The sequence below is a fragment of the Streptomyces sp. S.PB5 genome (assembly GCF_030403745.1).
GTDB lineage: Bacteria > Actinomycetota > Actinomycetes > Streptomycetales > Streptomycetaceae > Streptomyces.
This window is the reverse complement of the sequence record NZ_JAQMWP010000008.1, coordinates 45160-65007: the sequence shown is the minus strand read 5'-3', so window position 1 is coordinate 65007 and position 19848 is coordinate 45160. Positions and strand designations below refer to the sequence as shown.

The window sequence follows — 19848 nt, the reverse complement described above, 5'->3', positions numbered from 1 at the left end:
GAGCACGGCGAAGAGTCGCCTTGACCGTGTCCGCGGTGCTGGTCGGGACCCTGCTGCAGGGCGCCTTCACGCCGTCGGTGGCGCAGGCGGATGACTTGCCGAAGGTCCCGGCATCGGAAAAGGCGCTGTCCGGGCACACCGTAAAGTCGCTGCCGCGGGGGACGGGCGGGCAGCGCAAGGTGCCGGCCGCGGCGCCGCGGCGTGCGTGGCCGAAGGCCGGGTCGGCCATGGTCACCCTGCGGCCAGGAGCGAAGTCGGTCACCCGGCGGGCGGGAACTCTGCCGGTGTCGCTCACGGCACCCGCAGCAAAGGGAGCAGAGAAGGCGCCCGCAGTGAAGAAGGCGGCGCTGACACCCTTGTCGGGCACCGCGACCGTACGTGTGCTGGACGAGGCCGCTGCGCGGAATGCCGGTGTCGAGGGCCTGCTGTTCTCTCTGCGGCGCGGGACCGACGCACAGGGCGCCAAGGTCGGCGTCAGCGTCGACTACTCCGCTTTCGCGCAGTCCTACGGCGGTGCGTACGCCGCCCGCCTGAAGCTGGTACGGCTGCCCGCCTGCGCGGTGACGACCCCGCAGCGCCCGAAGTGCCGCACGCAGCAACCGATTGACGCCCGCAACGACGGGTCCCAGCTGTCCGGCGACATCAGCATCACGGGTACCGGACCGATGATGCTGGCGGCGACCACAGCCGCCGCCGACGGTGCCTCCAGCGACAACGGCGACTACACCGCCAGCCAGTTGTCCCCCTCCGCGACCTGGTCGACGAGCCTGAATTCGGGCAGCTTCTCCTGGTCGTACGACATGCCTGTGCCGGGCGTGCCGGGCAAGTTCGCGCCCAGCGTGGGTCTGTCCTACTCCTCCGGGGCCATCGACGGCCGTACGTCCGCCACCAACAACCAGTCCTCCTGGGCGGGCGACGGATTCAGCCTGTGGCCCGGCTCCATCGAGCGCAGTTACAAGAGCTGCGCCGAGGACGACGTGAAGAACGCCGACGGCAATAAGCCCGGCGACATGTGCTGGGCGTACGACAACGCCACCATCTCGTTCAACGGGCGCGCCGGCGAGCTGATCCCGACCGGTACGGACACCTTCAGGATCAAGGGCGACGACGGCACCAAGATCCAACGTGTCCACGGCACCACCACCGACGTCCGCTCCAACGGTGCCCGCGACGACGAGTACTGGAAGGTCACCACGACCGACGGCACCCAGTACTTCTTCGGCTACAACCGCTTGCCCGGCTGGGCGTCCGGCAAGGACACAACAGAGTCGACCTGGACGACCCCCGTCTACGGCGACGACGAGGGCGAGCCCTGTCACGCCGCCACCTTCGCCGACTCCTGGTGTCGGCAGGCCTACCGGTGGAACCTCGACTACGCCGTCGACGTCCACGGCAACGCGATCGCCTACTACTACGAGAAGGAATCCAACTACTACGCCCGGAACATCACGGCCGCCGACGAGACGGCCTACGACCGCGGCGGCTACCTGGACCGGATCGAATACGGACTGCGCAAGGACGCTGTCTACTCGGCCAAGGCCCTGGCCAAGGTCTCCTTCACCTCAGCCGAGCGCTGCCTGCCGCAGACCGGTGTGACCTGCGACGCCTCGAAGATCGACGATCAGAAGTTCTACTGGTACGACACACCGTGGGACCTGAATTGCAAGGCCGGGGAGGACTGCACCAAGTCCGCCTCCCCGAGCTTCTGGACCCGTAAGCGCCTGACCGGCGTCACCACACAAGTGCTGAAATCGGACGGCACATACACCCCGATCGACACCTGGACACTGGACCACCGCTGGGGCATGGCAGACATCGACTACCAACTGTTGCTCGACTCGATCCAGCACACCGGTAAGTCGGCCACCCCCGAGATCACCCTGCCCAAGGTCACCTTCGGATACCACCAGGACGCCAACCGCCTCGACATCGCCGGTGACGACACCGCGCCGTTCATCAAGGAGCGTCTCTCCACCATCGCCGACGAGTCCGGCGGTCAGATCGACGTCAACTACTCCGCGGCGGCTTGCGACGCGGGCGACCTCCCGGCCCCGCAGACCAACACCACCCGCTGCTACCCCGTCTACTTCACGAAGTCCGGTGACGCCGGCCCGACCTTGCAGTGGTTCAACAAGTACGTGGTGGAGTCGGTCACCGAGACCGACCGCACCAACTCCTCGCCGGACATGGTCACCCGCTACGACTACCTCGACGGCGCGGCCTGGCACTACGCCGACGATGACGGCCTGACCAAGGAGAAGTACAAGACCTGGTCGCAGTGGCGCGGCTACGGCCATATACGAGAACGCACCGGCGGCCAGGATCCGGTCGGTATGAAGTCGCAGACCGACCACTACTTCCTGCGTGGCATGGACGGTGACCGAAAGGGTCCGTCCACCGCCGACGGCACCAAGTCCGTCACCGTCTCCGACGACAACGGCGGCACCATCACCGACCACGACTCCGCGGCCGGCTTCGAGTACAAGACTGAGGAGTACAGCGGCCCCAGTGGCCGGGTGCTCGAGAAGACCGTCAGCACGCCGTGGCACCACCAGACGGCCAGTCGGGTCCGTGTGTGGGGCACCACCACCGCAAACCTGACCGGCACCGCCTCCGTCCGTACCTGGACCTCGCTCGACGACGGCGTGGGTGACAAGTGGCGGCAGACATACCGGACCAACAGCTACGAGAACACCGCCGGCCGTGTCACGCAGCTCGAGGACTTCGGCGACACCGGCACTGCGGCCGACGACCAGTGCACCCGCACCAGCTACGTGGACAACACCACGGCCTGGATCCTCACCAAGCCCTCGCGAGTGGAGACCGTGGCGGTCAAGTGCGCCGCTACTCCGAACCGCGCCAAGGACGTTCTGTCCGACATCCGCACTGCCTACGACGGGCAGGCTTACGACGCCGCCCCTACCAAGGGTGACCCCACGCGCATCGCGAGCCTGAAGTCGCACAACGGCACCACGGCGACCTACCTGGAGTCCGGCGTCACCTACGACACCACCTACGGTCGTCAGCTCACCAGCACCGACATCACAGGCACGGTCACCGCGACCCAGACCGGCGTCCCGACACGGACCGACCGCAGTGACGGCCGGACGACCACCACGGTGTACGACCCGACCGCGGGCTTCCCGACCACGGTCACCGTCACCAGCCCGCCGGCGACCCCGGGCACCGCCTCCACCGCCCAGACCAGCAAGACCACGTACGACACACGGCGCGGACTGCCCGTGACCGTGCTGGACACCAACAACAAGCGCACCGACACCACCTACGACGCGCTCGGCCGCAGTCTCAAGATCTGGCTGCCCAACCGCTCACAGGCCAACAATCAGACCCCGAACTACGAGTTCGACTACACCATCACCGACGGCAAGCCGGTGGCGGTGGCCACGAAGACACTGACGAATGATGGCGGGCAGCGCACCTCGTACACCCTGTACGACGGCTTTCTACGAGCCCGCCAGACCCAGGCCCCCGGTCCGTCCGGCGGACGGCTGATCAATGACGTCTTCTACGACGAACGCGGTCTGACGGCCAAGGTCTTCGCGCCGTACTACAACACCGGCGCACCCTCCACCGACCTGCTGAAGCTCGACGATGCCCTGGCGGTGGAGACCCAGACCTGGAACACCTACGACGGCCTCGGCCGCGTCACCAAGTCCCGGCAGGTGGCCGGCAACGGCGACGGCGGCACCGTGCTCGCCACCACCAGCACCAGCTACGGCGGCGACCGCACCACGGTCACCCCGCCCGCCGGTGGCACCCCGAGTACCACGGTCACCGATGCCCGCGGCCGCACCACCGACTTGCTGCAGTACGACGCTGCCACGCCGACCGGCACTCCTTCCGCGACCCACTACGACTACGACCCCGCCGGGCGGCTGTCCGCGGTCACCGACTCTGTCGGCAACCAGTGGTCGTACAGCTACGACCAGCGGGGCAACAAGATCGGGGCGAAGGACCCCGACAAGGGTGAGACCACCTACACCTACGACGACCGCAATCAGCTGCTCACCAGCACCGACGACCGTGAGCCGAAGCAGACCATCACCCATGTCTACGACGGCTTGGGCCGTGAGCTGGAAACTCACGACGGCACGGCCACGGGCCCATTGCTGACCAAGCACGTCTGGGACCCGGCCGGGTACGAGGGCCAGCTGTCCACCGCCACCCGCTACGTCGGCGGTGTGAGCGGCAGCGCGTACACCACCACGTACAGTCTCTATGACACGCTCTACCGCGCCAACCGGGTGACCACCACGATCCCGTCGTCCGAGGGGGCCCTGGCCGGCGCCTATCAGTCGAACATCAAGTACAACTTCGACGGCACCGTCCAGTCGAGCAGCTATCCGGCGGTAGGCAGCCTCGCCGCCGAGGTCCTCACCCCGACGTACGACGACGTCCTGCGCCCGGTCACGCTCTCCGGCACCGGCGGCGTCACCTACATCACCGGCACCACCTACAGCTACACCGGCAAGCCACTGCAGTTCACCTATCAGAGCGGTGGCAAGAAGACCCAGGTCAACAACTCCTACCAGTGGGGCACCCAGCGCCTGTACAACACGCGGGTCGACCGCGAGGGCGTGCCCGGCGTCGACAAGTCGTCCACCTTCGGCTACGACGAGGCGGGCAACATCACGTCGATCAGTGACGTGTCGCGCGACGGCACCGACAACCAGTGCTTCCGCTACGACCACCTCGGCCGCCTCACCGAGGCCTGGGCCCAGGGCGCCACCGGCTGCTCCGCCACCGCCGGGTCACTGCTCGGCGGACCCGCCCCCTACTGGCAGTCGTACACCTACGACGCCACTGGCAACCGGCGCACCGAGACGCTGCACGACAACACGGGCGATGCCGCCAAGGACGTCAAGCGCACATACGACTACCCCGCGCCCAAGTCCCCGCGACCGCATGGCCTGACCCAGGTCACCACCGCCGGACCCGGCGGCACGGCGATCGACACCTACTCGTACGACAGGGTCGGCAACACCCGCACCCGCACGATCGGCGGTGACCAGCAGACCCTCGACTGGGATGCCGAGGGGCATCTCTCCAAGGTCACAGAGGGAACCAAGACCACTTCATACGTCTATGACGCCGACGGCAACCGTCTGATCCGTCGCACCGACGCGGACACCACGCTCTACCTCGGTTCCACCGAGGTCACTGTCGCCAAGGCCGCCACCACCGCCAAGGCCACCCGCTACTACGACCTCGGTGGCGGCAACCAGGCGATCCGCACTGACGACGGCAAGCTGTCGTTCCTCATCGGCGATCACCACGGCACCTCGGAACTCGCCGTCAATGCCACCGACTTGTCCATGCAGCAGCGCCGCTCCACTCCCTTCGGCGCCGCCCGCGGCCAGGCCCCGACCTCATGGCCCGGCCAGAGGGGTTTCATCGGCGGCACCGACGACACCACGACAGGGCTGGTCCATCTCGGCGCTCGCGAGTACGACACCACGACCGGCCGGTTCATCAGCGTCGACCCGGTCATGGACTCGGCCGACCCGCAGCAGATGAACGGCTACAGCTACACGGAGAACAACCCGGTCACCTACAAGGATCCGACAGGCCGCACGAAGTGCGACGCCGAACCCGAGCTGTGCGGAAAGAAGGACAACCGCTGCAACTCGGCGTGCGTGAAGAAGAACATCGAGAAGGTCAACAAGGCCAACAAGGCGACCGAGGAATACTTCAGGAAGAAGGAGCAGAAGAAGGCACAGAAGCTTTACGACTACTTCTTCAAGCCGTCGAAGTGTGTCGGCAATCCTAGTGGCCTTCCAAAGTACGACGTCTGCTACACCCAGGCGGAAATCGACTCCGACAAGCAGCTCCTGAAGACCGTCATGTCCGCCTTGGGTGATATGACGATGCTCGAACCCTGGTACCAGTGCGCCTTCAATCACAACCAGGACAAGTGCGACACCCTCGGCCTGGCCATGTCCACCGGCGACGCCGGCGCCATCGCGCGGGGCGGCATGAGATTCATCAGCGCGATGAGCAAGGCCGGGCGGGTCCTGTGCAGTTTCACCTCCTCGACCCGCGTGCTCATGAAGGGCGGGCGCACCAAACAGATCGGGAAGATCAAACCCGGCGACAAGGTGGAGGCGGCAGACCCGAAGACGGGCAAACACAAGGGGACGCGCACTGTCACCGCTCAGGGTGGCCACCGCGACACGGACCTGGTCGACCTGAGGATCCGTGACGAGCAAGGCCGTACCGTCACCATTCCCACCACGTTCAAGCACCCCTTCTGGGACGCCACGGCACACGCGTGGATCCCAGCCGGCGAACTCACCGCGGGGCACGACCTCAGCACTGCTGAGGACGGCCATGTGCGACTGGTCGGCGTACGGAACCGGGCCGGTGCGGGCGACATGTACAACCTCACCGTCGAAGAACTGCACACGTATTACGTGCTCGCCGGTTCCACGCCGGTCCTGGTACACAACTGCGATCTCGCCCTCGGATGGCGCACCATGGGAACCGGGGAGTGGGCGGAATCGAAGGGCTACACCCACATGCTGGCCAACCCCGATGACGGCTGGAAGTTTCCTGTGGAGCGAATGATCGGCGATCCCAACGTCACGCTTCGTGTCAACATAACGGGATGGGAGACAGATTTCGAAGGCGCGGTCAGGAACGGTCTCAGGGGGGGCTTGGCCACAGAGCTTGAGATGAGCTGGATCGCCAGGGCGGTGGCCAATGGTCAGCGGTCATGGAATACCGTGCACTTCTACGAGGTGGGTCCAGGTGGAAAGTCCGCCCCAGCGCCCCGCCCCGCTGAGCCCGATTGGTCCACCTTCGGCAAACTTGATCCGGTCAGAAGTCCGTTCACTATGTGCAGGTGCGAAGGATCGGTTGCCTGGGATGAATAGCAAGAGGCTGCCGGAAGATTCATGGGATCCGGCTCTTCATTACCCTGACCTCGACGTTTCCGAAGGCTTGGCCAAGGCGCTCAAACGCAGGGCTGCGGGGATCGGATTGATGCTCGAGGGGATTTTCGACTGCACCCCCGGGGCAATGCTTGCCACTGATCGTGGTGACGTCTGGATCAACGTCGGGGCCTGGGAGAGGTCCTTCTCCGTGGCGATCCACGAGTCCCGCATTGAATGGGCGAGGGGAGGAACCGAGGACGTCGAGCAGGCGCTTCGGGCGGTTGCCGCCTGGCAGGATGGTGAACCTCTAGATGACTACGTGTCGGAGTTCCCGTTTATGCAACCGGGGCGGCTGGCGCGCGCGTTCTTGGAGGGACGGGTCGCCGAAGCCCAGTGGCAGGACCTGCTGGATTCGGTCTACCACACGGGTGGCCAGCGGCTGCTCGTCAGTCTCGCGTCTTTCGGTGAACTGCGGAGTTTCTATCCGGAGATCAGCTACGGTGACCTCCGCTTCACCACGCCCCCGCCCCGGCAGGACGATCGAGTGTTCCGGTTCCGGAGAGACGGGCCGGTATTTCGTGTGGAGGAATCCGGTCCGGAGCCTCGTGAGTACTCCCTCAACGAACTCGACGAGGTAGCCCGTCACATCGTCGAGTTCTTCGCCTCCGACTGACCGAGTCCTCTCGGTTGAGTGAATGCGAAGGCCCCACGGGACATCACTCCGCTGGGGCCTTCGGCAATGTTGCGTCCCGTCCTGTGACGCGCCCCATCGATCTGGAGAGCAATGAGCCGCCCACTTCCGAGCCGTCGTGTGTCCGTGCTCGCCGTTGTCGCGACAGGTATTGCCGTACTGGTGGTCTTCTTCCGGCCCTGGGCGGATCGGGCCGACAGCGCGGACGCTGAGGCGGGACGAGGATGCGTCTCCTCGGTGCCCTATGTCTCGGGCGCTGGAGGCTATGCCAGTTACCGCATACCCGCCGTCGTCCGGATCCCTGCCGGGACCTTGCTCGCTTTCGCGGAAGGACGGGCCGGCGGCAAGGAGGACCACGGTGACATCGACGTCGTGCTCAGGAGGTCGCGGGACGGCGGATGTACCTGGGGGCGGCTGCAAGTCGTCGCGGAGGGTGACGGGAACACCAGAGGTAACCCGGCACCGGTTGTCGATCCCCGAACGGGGAACATCGTGCTCGTCACCACCTACCACAGGGGTGACGTCACCGAAGCACGGATCTTGCGCGGTGAGGCCACGGCAGAGGACGGCCGACGGGTCTTCGTGCAGACGAGCGTCGACGGCGGAAGCTCCTTCTCCGCCCCACGAGAGATCACGTCAGCCGTGAAGAAGGCGGACTGGCGCTGGTATGCCACAGGGCCGGGCCATGCCGTGGCTCTGACGCGGGGTGACCATGCGGGTCGGCTGGTCGTCCCGGCCAACCACTCCGCGACGCCGCCATCGGGGTCGTCGGACACCGGTCAGGAACCCAAGTACTACGGAGTGCACACGATCTACAGCGATGATGGGGGAAGGTCCTGGCACCTTGGCTTCGTCGAGGACTCCTACGAAGGCGTGTACAACGCCAACGAGTCGACGGCGGCCCAACTGCCGTCCGGACGGCTCTATTTCAACGCCAGGAACCAGAAGGGCACGAGCCCGGGGAACCGACTGGACTCCTATTCCAGTGACGGGGGCGCCGGACTGGACCGAGGCTTCATGCAGCAGAGTTCACTGGACGACGTTCCCTTGGTGGAGGGCAGCCTGCTGCAACTGGCCGGGGAGCGCAGGGACTTGCTGTTCTCGGCGCCTTCTGTGCCGACCGACCGTGCGGCGATGGCGCTGTGGCGCAGCAGCGATGGAGGGCGGTCCTTCGGCAAGGTGCTGACCCTCTCCGCGCGGAAGGCCGGGTACTCGGACCTCGTGCAGATGGGCAGCGACAGTGTGGGGGTCCTTTACGAGACGGGTGCTCGGACGGCGTACGAGACCATCGTGTTCCGGCGTGTGTCCCTGCAGAACGTGCGTGGGTGAGCAGGGCAGCGGGCCACGGCGGCGGTATCAGGGCCGCCGGTAGATAGTGATCGAGTGGCCGACCTCGTCGACGGGCCGGCTGCCGTCGAGCAGCGAGAGCAGCGGGGCCTCGGCCAGGGCGACCTCGGAGTCCGATACGACGAGCAGACCGTGCACCTCGTCCGAGGGGACCGTCAGTGGGTCGGAGGCGTGGATGCCGTAGTACGAGGGCTCGCCGCTGCCTTTGTAGACCAGCCAGACCTTGTCGTCCGGATAACGCTCCCGCAGCCGGTCGGCGAGCCGCCCGAGGTCTTGGCCCCAGTCGACGTTCGAGTCGTGCAGCCACTCATGGGTCTTCGCCGGTCCGCCGAACGCCTCGTTGGAGTACGGCAGGTAGTACGGGTACGTGGCGAGTGAGCTGACGGCGACGTACGCGACGAGCAACGCTGTCATGACGTTCGCCCAGCTTCGTCGTACGGCTGTCACGGCCGCGGCCGCGACGGCGAGGAAGAGGGGGACGAAGATCGCGTACCGGGTGCCGTAGTCACGGGTGCCGGTCATCGCGGCGGCGAGCAGCACGGCTGTGGGGAGGAGTACGTACACCGCGGCGGGCCGCAGCCGCCGGATCGCGCACATCGCCACGGCGCCCGCGAGCCACAGGGCGAGCATGCCGAGCGGTGTCTTCACCAGGAAGGCGGCCGGCAGGTAGTACCAGAGCGAGCCGTGGTACATCCGGCCGTACAGGAAGCCCGGCCGGACGATCTCCTCCTTGCCGAACTGGATCAGCATCCCGTCCCGGTACTCGCGGGGGAGCGGGAGCAGGTCGGTGACAGTGGCCTTCAGACCGTGTGCCGTCGGCATGCCGGCGGGCGGCGTCCAGTGCAGCCGCGGGTCGACGACCAGGTACGAGGCCCATACGACGGCGATCGCGAGTAGCGCCGTACCGGCCGCCCAGGCGGCGCCGAGGGCCAGCGAGCGGGCCGTACTGCGAGTACCGCGTCCGAATGTGCCCCGGGCGGCCAGAACGGACGACACCACGAGGAGCAGCACCACCGGAACCGCCGTCAGCGTGTTCATCTTGGTCGCCAGGGCCGCGCCCAGCGCCACTCCGGCCAACGGGAGGTACAGTGCCGGCCGCCTGCGGGCCCGCCAGGTCAGCCAGACCGACGTCAGCACGAAGCCCGCCGCCGGTACGTCGAGGGTGGCCAGCGAGCCGTGGGCGATGACGTCCGGCGAGAAGGCGTACAGCGCGAGGGCCACCAACCCGCCCACGGGGCCCAGGAGATCACGGGCGAACGCGCAGACGACCAGCCCGAACAGCAGCGTCAGCACGATCATCGGCAGCCGCGCCCAGAACATCAGCTTCCACGGGTCGTTGCCGGTCTCGAACAGCAGGTGGCGTCCGAGCCTGCTCTGGTCGCCGCGGAAGCCGGCCTTGAGGTGGGGGTCGGCGGCCGGCACTCCGGTCGCGATGATGAGCTTGCCCAGCGGGGGGTGTTCGGGGTTGTACCGCAGGCTGTGCTCTTTGAGATAGACCGTGGCCGTGCCGACGTACACCGGCTCGTCGATGGTCGGGGACTGCCGCGCGGCCGTCGTGAGCATGGCCACCGCCATCTGCGCGAGGAGCGCCACGACGACGAGCGCGAACAGGGGCCGCCGGTACCGGGGTTCCCGGCGCGGTCCGGTCGCCGTGCGGGCGTCGGCCACGCTGGGGAGCAGGTCGGCTGTCTGTGTCATGGAAGGACGTTGCTTCTCGCGGAGGGGAGTTACTTCTTCCCCACCAGCTTCTTGAGCCGCGTCATCGCCGTGGCCTTGGGCTCGGCCTCGTACGCCTTCTTCAGCTGCTCGAAGTGGTCGGCGCGCGTCCGGCTTAGATATTCGTCCGTGACCAGCGGCCTGGCGATCGACCAGGCACGCTTGTGCTGGCCGTCGTAGTGGGCGACGTACGCCTTCGACAGCTCCAGGACCGACTTGAAGGGGATGCCGCCGGTGTGGTCGCGGTCGATCTTGTCCTGGACGGCGGAGATGAGGGCTAGTTTCTCGTCGACCGTGTAGTCGTCCTCGGTGATGCGCTTCAGGACGTCCGCGGGGATCGGCTTCGTCACCTCGAAGGCGAGGGTGGAGCGGATCGGCGGGCCCGCGATCTCGATGTAGGGCAGCAGCGCGCCCGTGCTGTGGTGCAGCCACGGCAGCCGGGGGCCGGCGAAGTCCTGGTGGAGGACGACCGTGCCGACCTTCATCCGGCTCAGGAACCGCTCCGACACACAGCGGAACACCCGGGCCGTCTTGGCTATGTCGATGTGCAGGAACTCCACCGGGCTGGTGTCGTCCGGGTCGGAGGTCTGCCAGAGGTCACCGGCGTGGATCTCCAGGAAGGGCAGGAAGGGCTCCAGACGCCCCTTGAAGTCGTTCAGGAACGAGTTGTCGTCCTCCGGCTTGTGCCCGGAGTCGAAGAACTTCTCCGAGGCGAACGTCCCCTTGCCGACGCGGAAGAAGTCGTACGCGTGCAGCCGCCCGCTCTTCGCGTCGAACACCGGGCTTTCGCTGAGACCGAGGGCGAGGGCGTACGTCGAGCCGCCGCCGCCCGAGCCGAGTTCGACGATCCGGTCCCGGCCCGTGAGGTGGTGGCGCCCCACCAGGTACAGGAACTGCAGCTCCCAGGTGCTGCACTGGGTGTAGGGCAGGTTCTCCGGCAGCGTCACGCTGTCGAAGAGGGAGTAGAGCCGGCCGAGCTTCGTCATGAGTGCCTCACGGATTCGGATAGCGGTGCCCGTGATCCTAGGGACACGGACACCGCATCACCATTGAATCAACGGAGTAACTCGATGGTTGGGCTGTATTTCCACGGCCTTTCCGGGGAGTTCATGTCTGATTCGCGTTCCTCGCCGCTTTCCTCAGCGCTTCACAGCCTTCTTCAAAGCCCGCGCCTGCCGTACCACCCGCCGCGCGGTGGAGTTGTGCGGCAGGAACGCCAGCCGCTCCGGGATACCGCCGGGCAGCCCCAGGGAGGTGAGGCGCTTCTTCCTGAAGTAGCGCTGGGTGCGCGGGCGCAGCCGCTTGGCGAGGTACCTCTCCGCCGCCTCGCGCCGGCCCGGATAGATCCGGTCCTGCATGGTGAACCCGACCGCGGTCACCAGCCCGTCCAGCTCGTCGGCCGGCAGCGGCTCCTCGCCCGCCCGCTGCTCCAGGTCCGGCAGTACGGCGTCGGCCAGCACCACCGGGACCCGGTTGCTGTTCTGGTACGGCGTGAGCCGCTCCAGGAGCGCCTGGGTGCCGATGCGGGCGACCGGGAGGTCGTAGAACACGGACGCAGTGAACAGTGCCGTCGAGAAGCAGCCGACGACCAGCGCGGGCCGGGCCTTCTCGAACAGCACCTCCGCGAGGACGGGGGTGTCCAGGACGGTGAGGTCGACGCCCAGCTTCTCGGCCTCGGTCTCCAGCAGGCGGCTGAAGCGGGCCGGTGCGGTGGGGTGCGGCTTGAACACGATGGAACGGTGGCCGCGTTCGACCGCACCGCGCATCATCCGCACGTGCAGGTCCTCCTCCTCCTTCACGGAGAGGATGTTCAGCGCGGAGAGGTACTGGCCCAGCAGCAGCGCCGAGTTCTCCGGCAGCTCGGGCAACTCCGTGACCGTCTCGCCGAGTTCGCTGAGGACCTTCAGGAAGGCGCCCGTCGGCACGACCTGCGCCGGTGCGTTGAACTCGGTGAGCAGCATGGGCGTGACGCCCGGCACCAGGTCCAGGTGGAGCAGTCGGCGCACCCGCGTGCCGACCAGCGGGTCGAGCTTGTTGCGGGTCGGGCCGTAGCTCATCAGACCGTCCGCGTACACGTGCACGGGGGCCCCGGTGAACAGCTGGGCCACGGTGAGGGCGGGGGTGACCTGGATGGACTCCAGGACCAGCTCCACCCGGTCGTCGCCGAGGTCCCACAGCAGCCGCAGATAGCGCTCGAAGAGCGGGATGTCGTCGGTGCGCGGGGTCCACGAGCCCGGGTGGAAGGGGCGGATGGCCTCGTTCCAGGACAGGACGTCGTCGAAGTGGTCCCGCAGCGGCTCGAAGCCCGGCATCGCGTCGAGCGCCGGAGTGGTCTCCGGGTTCGCCGAGTTGTTGAACACCAGCAGCACCCGGCGTTCGGCCTCGTCGAAGAGGTCGGAGTCGAGCGCGGCGGCGAGCGTGGCGACCCCGTACAGCGTGGAGGCGCAGAAGATCTGGGTCGTACGACCGGAGTCAGGACGGGTGGTCGGGGACATCACGCGGCCGCCTTCGCTGTGGTGACCTTGCGCCGCAGCCGTCGCAGCTTGGACGAGCGGCGCAGATCCATCGTGTCGAGTACGTCGCCGAGCGCGTCCTGCGGCATCCGCTTTATCGCCGCCGCGCTCATCGACTGCAGCTGCTTGGCCACGCCCGGCTCCCACTTGGCCTCGTCGGAGAGATGGTGGGCGATGATCGCGCAGTAGGTGCGCACCGCCTTCGGCAGCAGCCGCTCGGCGTCCCGGTCACCCGCCGTCTCCTCGATGACCTGGTCGAAGGCGCGGATGAAGTCCAGTTGACGGGCGTCGCCGATCTGGGTGAGCGAGGAGGCCACCCCGCGCCGGTAGAACACCCCGAGCAGACTCACCACGGCGAACGACTCCGCCTCCCGGTGCAGCTTCCAGATCCACGGCCGGTCCTCGGCCGTGCGCAGCCCGTCCGTGAAGTGCAGCAGCCCCTTGTCGAGGAGACGGCGGTGATAGGCACCGGCCCACGCGTACGCGTAGTCCACGGAGGTCGTCCGGTCGGCGGGCAGGATCGCCTCGCGCGGGTTGAGCACCTCGCCGCGCAGGCCCACCGGGGCCCGGTGCACCGTGCGGGCGCGGGCGGTCGCCTGGACGTGGTCGGTGCGGATGAAGTCGCAGCCCAGCCCCTCGACGGCCGCCACCAGCTCGGCGAGATAGCCCGGCGCGAGCCAGTCGTCGCCGTCGAGGAAGGTGAGGTACTCGCCCGTCGCCGCGTCAAGGCCGGTGTTGCGGGCGGTGGCGAGACCCCCGTTCTCCTCATGGCGGATATATCTCACCTGCGCGACATCCGAAAGTGACTCGGCCGCCCGTTCGAGAATGGCGGGCGTTTCATCCTTCGATTTGTCATCGACGAGGATGAACTCGAAGTCGCTCCGGGCGTTGAGCCGCAGACTTCTGAGGGTGTCCGGGGCGTATTGCTGCACGTTGTAGAACGGCACGATCACGGAAAGCTTTGGCACCTGCGAAAGCCTAGAAGGCCGTCCGGCAGGGCAACTGGACGGTGATCGTACGGGGGGTGAACTCAATGTGTCGGAACGGTGCATCCCATGTACTTCCCGGGCTCTGACGGGCCAGTTCGGCTCTCGGTGGGCTGTTGTTAACTTTTCGTTGATTCCCGGTTGGGCCATTCCTGGGAATTGCTTCCTAGCGTCTTCGACGTGCCAGCAAGTACGCCAGCAACGACAACGACGCCGACGCGAATCGCGGTCCTCGCGGACTCCGACACCCGCTGGAAATGGGGTGCCCTGACCGCCCATCGCATCGCCCCGCACGAGAACGCGCAAGAGGGCCCCGCCCTCGACGGCTACCTGCTGCGCGGCCGCGCCACCCCCACCCCGCGCCAGCTCGCGGAGGTCGGGGTCCGGGCGGACTCGCTGCGGGAGGTCACGAGCGTCGAGTTCCTTCGGGCCATGTCCGAGGAGTCGTACGACGTCGTCGTGATCGCCCTGGTGGGCGGTGGCGTCCAGGCGATGCTGCACGGGCTGAAGCGGGTCTGGGAGGGCCGGGAGAAGCGTCCCGTCGTCGTCACCGGTTACGTCGGCGTCGTCTACGAGAAGCTCGCCGACGGCCTGCTGCTGCGGCACGGGGCCGACCTCGTCCTCGCCAACTCCCGCCAGGACGCGGAGCGTTTCCGTGCCGTGTACGAAGGGGTCGGCGCCGATGCCTCGTCGGTGACGGAGGTGGCGCTGCCGTTCCTCGGCGGGGCCGCCTACGAAGGCGAACACGACCCGTACACCGTGGTGTTCGCCGTCCAGCCGTCCGTCCCGGACACCCGCAAGGACCGTACGTACCTGCTGAACCGGATCATCCAGCACGCCAGGCTGCACCCCGAGCGCGAAGTGCTGCTGAAGCTCCGCTCCAAGCCGGGCGAGCACACCACGCACATCGAGGAACAGCCCTACCAGAAGCTGATCCAGCGGCTCGATCCGCCGGCCAACTTCCGCCTGGTGTACGGGAACATGGGCGAGGTCCTCGACCGTACGGATCTGCTGGTCACCATCAGTTCCACGGCCGCCCTGGAATCGCTGCACCGGCGGATCCCGACCGTCGTCCTGACCGACCTCGGGGTCCGCGAGGTGCTCGGCAACCATCACTTCGTCGGGTCCGGGTGCCTTGCCTCCTGGGACCAGCTGGACGCGGGGTACCGGCCGACGCCGGATGCGGAGTGGGTCTCCCGGCAGGGGGTCGCGGCTGGGGGTCCCCCCTCTGGGGGAGGTTCGTACGAGACCGCCTTCGACGCGGCGCGGGAGCGGATCACCAAGCTGCTGGCCGGGTCGGCGTTGCCGCCGCTCACTCCGTATTACACGCCCGCCACGGCTCCCGGCTATCTGCCGGGCATCCTCGCCCGCCATCACCTCGGCCCCGACGGCAGTCCGCTGCCGGGTGCCCCCGCCGCCGACAAGGAGCCCGGACCGGTCCGGCAGATCGTGCGCCGGGCGGCGCGGGGTGCCTACCGGCACGGCGTACAGCGGGTCGCCCCTGTCATCCGGCGGATGGGGGAGCTGTGAGCACGGCGATCGGCGCACAGGACGCGCCCTCTCTTCAAGGACTTCAAGGAGTGCAACCCATGTCCGACTCGCTGGCCGACACCGGCGCCACCGTGCGTCGCGTGCTCGCGGTCATCCCCGCCCGCGGCGGCTCCAAGGGTGTGCCCGCCAAGAACCTCGCCCCCGTCGGCGGTGTGCCCCTCGTGGCGCGTGCCGTCCGGGAGTGCCGGGCCACGCGTCTCGTGACGGACGTGGTCGTGTCCACCGACGACCAGGCCATCGCCGCCGCCGCCCGTGAGGCCGGTGCCGAGGTCGTGCTGCGGCCCGCCGCGATCGCCGGGGACACCGCCACCTCCGAGGCGGCCGTGCTGCACGCCATGGACGCCCATGAGGCGCTGCACGGCGCGGCGGTCGACGTGGTGGTGTTCGTGCAGTGCACCAGCCCGTTCCTGATCCGTGAGGACATCGACGGGGTCGCCGGCGCGATCGTCGAGAACGGCGCCGACACCGCCGTCACCGTCGCGCCCTTCCACGGGTTCGTGTGGCGGGACGCCGAGGACGAGGTCGCCGCGGGCACCGTCTCGGAGGCCGACGCGGCCGTCGGCGGCGGTTACGGCGTCAACCACGACAAGGCGTACCGTCCCCGCCGCCAGGACCGTCCGCAGGACCTGCTGGAGACCGGCGCCGCCTACGCGATGGACGCGGCCGGCTTCCGCAAGCACCAGCACCGCTTCTTCGGCCGCACCGAGCTCGTACGGACCGACCCGGCGCGGGTGCTGGAGATCGACGACCCGCACGACCTCGCGCGGGCCCGGGCGTTGGCGCCGCTGTTCGACGCCGACCGGCCCGGCGCCCTCCCCACCTACGGCGACATCGACGCCGTGGTACTGGACTTCGACGGCACCCAGACCGATGACCGGGTGCTGATCGACGCCGATGGAAAGGAGTTCGTCTCCGTGCACCGCGGGGACGGCCTCGGCATCGCGGCGCTCCGCAGGAGCGAGCTCAAGATGCTGATCCTCTCCACGGAGCAGAACCCGGTCGTCGCCGCCCGGGCACGGAAGCTGAAGATCCCCGTGCTGCACGGCATCGACCGGAAGGACCTCGCACTCAAGCAGTGGTGCGAGGAGCAGGGCATCGCGCCCGAGCGCGTGCTCTACGTCGGCAACGACGTCAACGACCTCCCGTGCTTCGCCCTCGTCGGCTGGCCCGTGGCGGTCGCGAGCGCCCACGACGTGGTACGCGGCGCCGCCCGTGCGGTCACCACCGTCCCCGGTGGTGACGGCGCGATCCGAGAGATCGCCAGCTGGATCCTCGGCCCCTCTCTCGACTCCCTCACCAGTTAAGGAACTTGTCTGCCATGAGCACCAACCCCCGTCTGCGCGCCTTCGGTTCCGAGCGTCTCGCCGGTCCCGGCCAGCCCGTCTACATCTGCGGCGAGATCGGCATCAACCACAACGGCGAGCTGGAGAACGCCTTCAAGCTCATCGACGTGGCCGCCGAGGCAGGCTGCGACGCCGTGAAGTTCCAGAAGCGCACCCCCGAGATCTGCACCCCGCGCGACCAGTGGGACATCGAGCGCGACACCCCCTGGGGCCGGATGACCTACATCGACTACCGCCACCGCGTGGAGTTCGGCGAGGACGAGTACCGCCAGATCGACGAGTACTGCAAGGAGAAGGGGATCGACTGGTTCGCCTCCCCGTGGGACACCGAGGCCGTCGCCTTCCTGGAGAAGTTCGACGTCCCCGCCCACAAGGTGGCGTCCGCCTCCCTGACCGACGACGAGCTGCTGCGCGAGCTGCGCGCCACCGGCCGTACGGTCATCCTGTCCTCCGGCATGTCGACCCCGAAGCAGATCCGCCACGCGGTGGAGGTGCTCGGCTCGGACAACATCCTTCTCTGCCACGCCACCTCGACGTACCCGGCGAAGGCCGAGGAGCTCAACCTGCGCGTGATCAACACGCTCCAGGAGGAGTACCCGAACGTCCCGATCGGCTACTCCGGCCACGAGACGGGCCTGCAGACCACCCTCGCCGCCGTCGCCCTCGGCGCCACCTTCGTCGAGCGCCACATCACCCTCGACCGCGCGATGTGGGGCTCCGACCAGGCCGCGTCGGTCGAGCCGCAGGGCCTTCAGCGTCTCGTCCGCGACATCCGCACCATCGAGGCCTCCCTCGGCGACGGCGTCAAGAAGGTCTACGACTCCGAGCTCGGCCCGATGAAGAAGCTGCGCCGTGTCGCCGGCGTCGTGGCCGAGGCGGAGATCGCCGCGGCCGCGGGCGAGCCGGTCTCGGTCTGAGGCCGAAGTTCTGAGTTGACCTACTTAGGGGACGGTCGTACGTCGATGAGCCGCCGCGCCGGATCTGCCGGCCACTCCACTCTCGCGTTCGTCGAGAGCCCGGTACAGCTCCTGAACGTGCTGGAGTGGGCGCATGCCCACGCACCCGGCGCGGGGCTCACCCTCGTCGTGCTGTCCCCGACCGACCCCATGACCCGTGGCCAGCTCCGCCGGATGTCCGAGCTGGCCCGGGACGAGGGGCACGAGGTCCGCTGGGAGGAGGCCCGCGGCGGCGCCGCGGCGCCCTTCCAGACCATCGGCGGCCTCGCGGGTCTGCTCCGCCGGGCGGAGCGGGTCGTCCTGGGCGACCCGTTCTCCCGCTATGTACAGCTCCTGCTGACGATCACCCGCGCCCCCGACCTGGTCGTGGTGGACGACGGCACGGCCACCATGGAGTTCGTGGCCCAGCTGGCCCGCGGGGAACGCCTGGTGCGCTGGCACCGCAAGGGCGGCCGCCCGGGCCCCCGCGACCTGATCTTCGCGCCGGTGTCGTCCTCGGCGCGCAGGCGTCTGACCCCGAGCGAGCACCGCCGGGTGCAGATCTTCTCGTCGATGCCGATGGAGGAGACCCCGGCGGGCGTGACGGTGTCGTCGAACACCTTCGCCTGGACCCGCTCCCGCTTCGGCCCGCCCCGCATCAGCAAGGGCGCCGACATGGTCGGTACGTCGCTGGTGGAGACCGGCGTGGTCGACGGCGACCGCTACCTCGAAGCCGTCCGCGCCCTGTCCAAGGCCCACGGCACCACCCGCTACTTCGCCCACCGCCGCGAGAGCACCGAGAAACTCCACCGCCTCGCGGTCGAGACCGGCCTGGAGATCGTCCGCCCGGACCTCCCCCTCGAACTCATCGCCCGCCGCGGCCCCATCGGCCGGACGATCCTCAGCTTCCCCTCCACCGTCGTCCACACCCTGCCCCTGGCCCTGGCCGGCACCGAGGTCCGCGTCGCGGTCTGCGACATCGACCCCGACTGGCTGACCGAGAACGCCTCGCCGCGCGCGCAGGGGTTCCTGTCCGGGGTCACCGGCACGGCGAGGGACGTGCACCGGCTGTCGGCGGTGGCGGCGACCGCCTAGACGGTGCCCTGACCGGGCGGTGTCCTGACCAGGACATGCCCTGACTAGGCCGTGTCCTTACGCGCCACCAGGAAGGCCCGCGGCCGCACCTCACCCTCCTGGGGCTCGCGCACCACCTGGGTGTGCGGCCGCAGCCCGGCCTGCTTCAGCAGGTCGGCCACGGTGTCCGGGTCCCGCCAGTAGTAGTCGAGCGAGATCTCGTGCCCGAACCGCTCGTCGAGGTGGAGGTGCTCGGTGTTCCCCTCCTCCCGCCCGGCCTGGAAGGCGAGGAGAACGTACCCGCCGGGTACCAGCACGCGCTCGAACTCGGCGAACGTGGCGGGCAGTTGATCGTCCGGGACATGAATGATCGAGTACAGGGCGACGATCCCGCCCAGCGTCGAGGCCGGCAGGTCCAGGGATGTCATCGAGCCCACATGGAACCGGAGTTCCGGATACGCCCGCCGAGCCAGCTCCACCATCCGGGGCGACACGTCGACCCCGAAGACCGGCAGCCCGAGGGCGTCGAGCCGGGCGGTGATGTGCCCGGGCCCGCTGCCGAGGTCGGCGACGGGGGCGGCCGACCGGCCGGATGCCCGGTTCGCCCCCACCCACTCGGCGAAGGCCCCGAACAGGGCCCGCTCCAGCACCAGCCCCGCCAGCCCCTCCGCGGGGAACTGCTTGTCGAAGTCGTAGGCGATCGTGTCGTACGCGGTACGGGTGTCCCGTAGGAAATCGGGGTTCTCGGCGCTCACAGGGCTGAACCCTAGTGGCGGCCCGCGCTCCTCCGCCGTCC

Annotated in this window: 12 protein-coding genes; 7 read left to right on the top strand and 5 right to left on the bottom strand. The window is 68.3% G+C overall.

All coding sequences use genetic code 11. The features are described from left to right. Window positions 1-26 precede the first annotated feature (26 nt). From PH203_RS21530 to PH203_RS21520, 3 genes are all read left to right on the top strand, one after another. On the top strand, window positions 27-6896 hold the full coding sequence (locus PH203_RS21530) for a polymorphic toxin-type HINT domain-containing protein (protein ID WP_289922454.1): 6870 nt from the start codon (window positions 27-29) through the stop codon (window positions 6894-6896). Beyond that, window positions 6889-7569, top strand: coding sequence for a hypothetical protein (locus tag PH203_RS21525; protein ID WP_289921970.1), 681 nt, complete (start codon window positions 6889-6891; stop codon window positions 7567-7569). Before PH203_RS21530 ends, PH203_RS21525 begins: the two co-directional genes overlap by 8 nt. 144 nt (window positions 7570-7713) lie before the next feature. Beyond that, window positions 7714-8916: a sialidase family protein gene (locus PH203_RS21520; RefSeq protein ID WP_289921969.1), complete on the top strand. Its 1203-nt coding sequence runs from the start codon at window positions 7714-7716 to the stop codon at window positions 8914-8916. A 27-nt stretch (window positions 8917-8943) separates the two neighbouring features. Here PH203_RS21520 and PH203_RS21515 read toward each other — a convergent pair whose 3' ends face one another. The 4 genes from PH203_RS21515 to PH203_RS21500 all read right to left on the bottom strand — a co-directional run bounded on the left by PH203_RS21515 (window position 8944) and on the right by PH203_RS21500 (window position 14131). Next, window positions 8944-10509 carry a phospholipid carrier-dependent glycosyltransferase gene (locus PH203_RS21515; RefSeq protein ID WP_289922453.1) on the bottom strand — a complete coding sequence of 522 codons (1566 nt, stop codon included), beginning with the start codon at window positions 10507-10509 and terminating at the stop codon, window positions 8944-8946. A gap of 152 nt (window positions 10510-10661) precedes the next feature. After that, window positions 10662-11636 (bottom strand): hypothetical protein, encoded by a 975-nt coding sequence (locus PH203_RS21510; protein WP_289921968.1) that lies wholly within the window; start codon window positions 11634-11636, stop codon window positions 10662-10664. A gap of 153 nt (window positions 11637-11789) precedes the next feature. Beyond that, complete coding sequence (locus PH203_RS21505; RefSeq protein ID WP_289921967.1) at window positions 11790-13145, bottom strand: alpha-2,8-polysialyltransferase family protein; 1356 nt, start codon at window positions 13143-13145, stop codon at window positions 11790-11792. Next, complete coding sequence (locus PH203_RS21500) at window positions 13145-14131, bottom strand: glycosyltransferase family 2 protein (RefSeq protein ID WP_289921966.1); 987 nt, start codon at window positions 14129-14131, stop codon at window positions 13145-13147. The genes PH203_RS21505 and PH203_RS21500 overlap by 1 nt, the downstream gene beginning before the upstream one ends. Window positions 14132-14329: 198 nt before the next feature. Between PH203_RS21500 and PH203_RS21495 the strand changes: the two genes are divergently transcribed. From PH203_RS21495 to PH203_RS21480, 4 genes are read left to right on the top strand one after another with little or no spacing between them, the layout of a single operon-like run. Next, the gene (locus PH203_RS21495; RefSeq protein WP_289921965.1) at window positions 14330-15679 is read left to right on the top strand and encodes a DUF6716 putative glycosyltransferase; all 1350 of its coding nucleotides are present in this window, start codon (window positions 14330-14332) and stop codon (window positions 15677-15679) included. Window positions 15680-15738: 59 nt separating this feature from the next. After that, the gene (locus tag PH203_RS21490) at window positions 15739-17004 is read left to right on the top strand and encodes an acylneuraminate cytidylyltransferase (protein WP_289921964.1); all 1266 of its coding nucleotides are present in this window, start codon (window positions 15739-15741) and stop codon (window positions 17002-17004) included. Between the two features lie 14 nt (window positions 17005-17018). Next, window positions 17019-17960 (top strand): N-acetylneuraminate synthase family protein, encoded by a 942-nt coding sequence (locus PH203_RS21485; protein WP_289921963.1) that lies wholly within the window; start codon window positions 17019-17021, stop codon window positions 17958-17960. Window positions 17961-18005: 45 nt separating this feature from the next. Next, complete coding sequence (locus tag PH203_RS21480) at window positions 18006-19073, top strand: hypothetical protein (RefSeq protein WP_289921962.1); 1068 nt, start codon at window positions 18006-18008, stop codon at window positions 19071-19073. Window positions 19074-19117: 44 nt separating this feature from the next. On the opposite strand, the gene PH203_RS21475 is transcribed toward PH203_RS21480, so the two are convergent. Further along, window positions 19118-19807 carry a class I SAM-dependent methyltransferase gene (locus PH203_RS21475; RefSeq protein WP_289921961.1) on the bottom strand — a complete coding sequence of 230 codons (690 nt, stop codon included), beginning with the start codon at window positions 19805-19807 and terminating at the stop codon, window positions 19118-19120. Window positions 19808-19848: the final 41 nt, after the last annotated feature.

Excerpts from the sequence above, each read along its gene's own strand:
- PH203_RS21525 (WP_289921970.1), top strand. The coding sequence starts at position 6,889 with ATGAATAGCAAGAGGCTGCCGGAAGATTCATGGGATCCGGCTCTTCAT.
- PH203_RS21515 (WP_289922453.1), bottom strand. The coding sequence starts at position 10,509 with ATGGCGGTGGCCATGCTCACGACGGCCGCGCGGCAGTCCCCGACCATC.
- PH203_RS21510 (WP_289921968.1), bottom strand. The coding sequence starts at position 11,636 with ATGACGAAGCTCGGCCGGCTCTACTCCCTCTTCGACAGCGTGACGCTG.
- PH203_RS21505 (WP_289921967.1), bottom strand. The coding sequence starts at position 13,145 with ATGTCCCCGACCACCCGTCCTGACTCCGGTCGTACGACCCAGATCTTC.
- PH203_RS21490 (WP_289921964.1), top strand. The coding sequence starts at position 15,739 with ATGTCCGACTCGCTGGCCGACACCGGCGCCACCGTGCGTCGCGTGCTC.
- PH203_RS21485 (WP_289921963.1), top strand. The coding sequence starts at position 17,019 with ATGAGCACCAACCCCCGTCTGCGCGCCTTCGGTTCCGAGCGTCTCGCC.
- PH203_RS21480 (WP_289921962.1), top strand. The coding sequence starts at position 18,006 with ATGAGCCGCCGCGCCGGATCTGCCGGCCACTCCACTCTCGCGTTCGTC.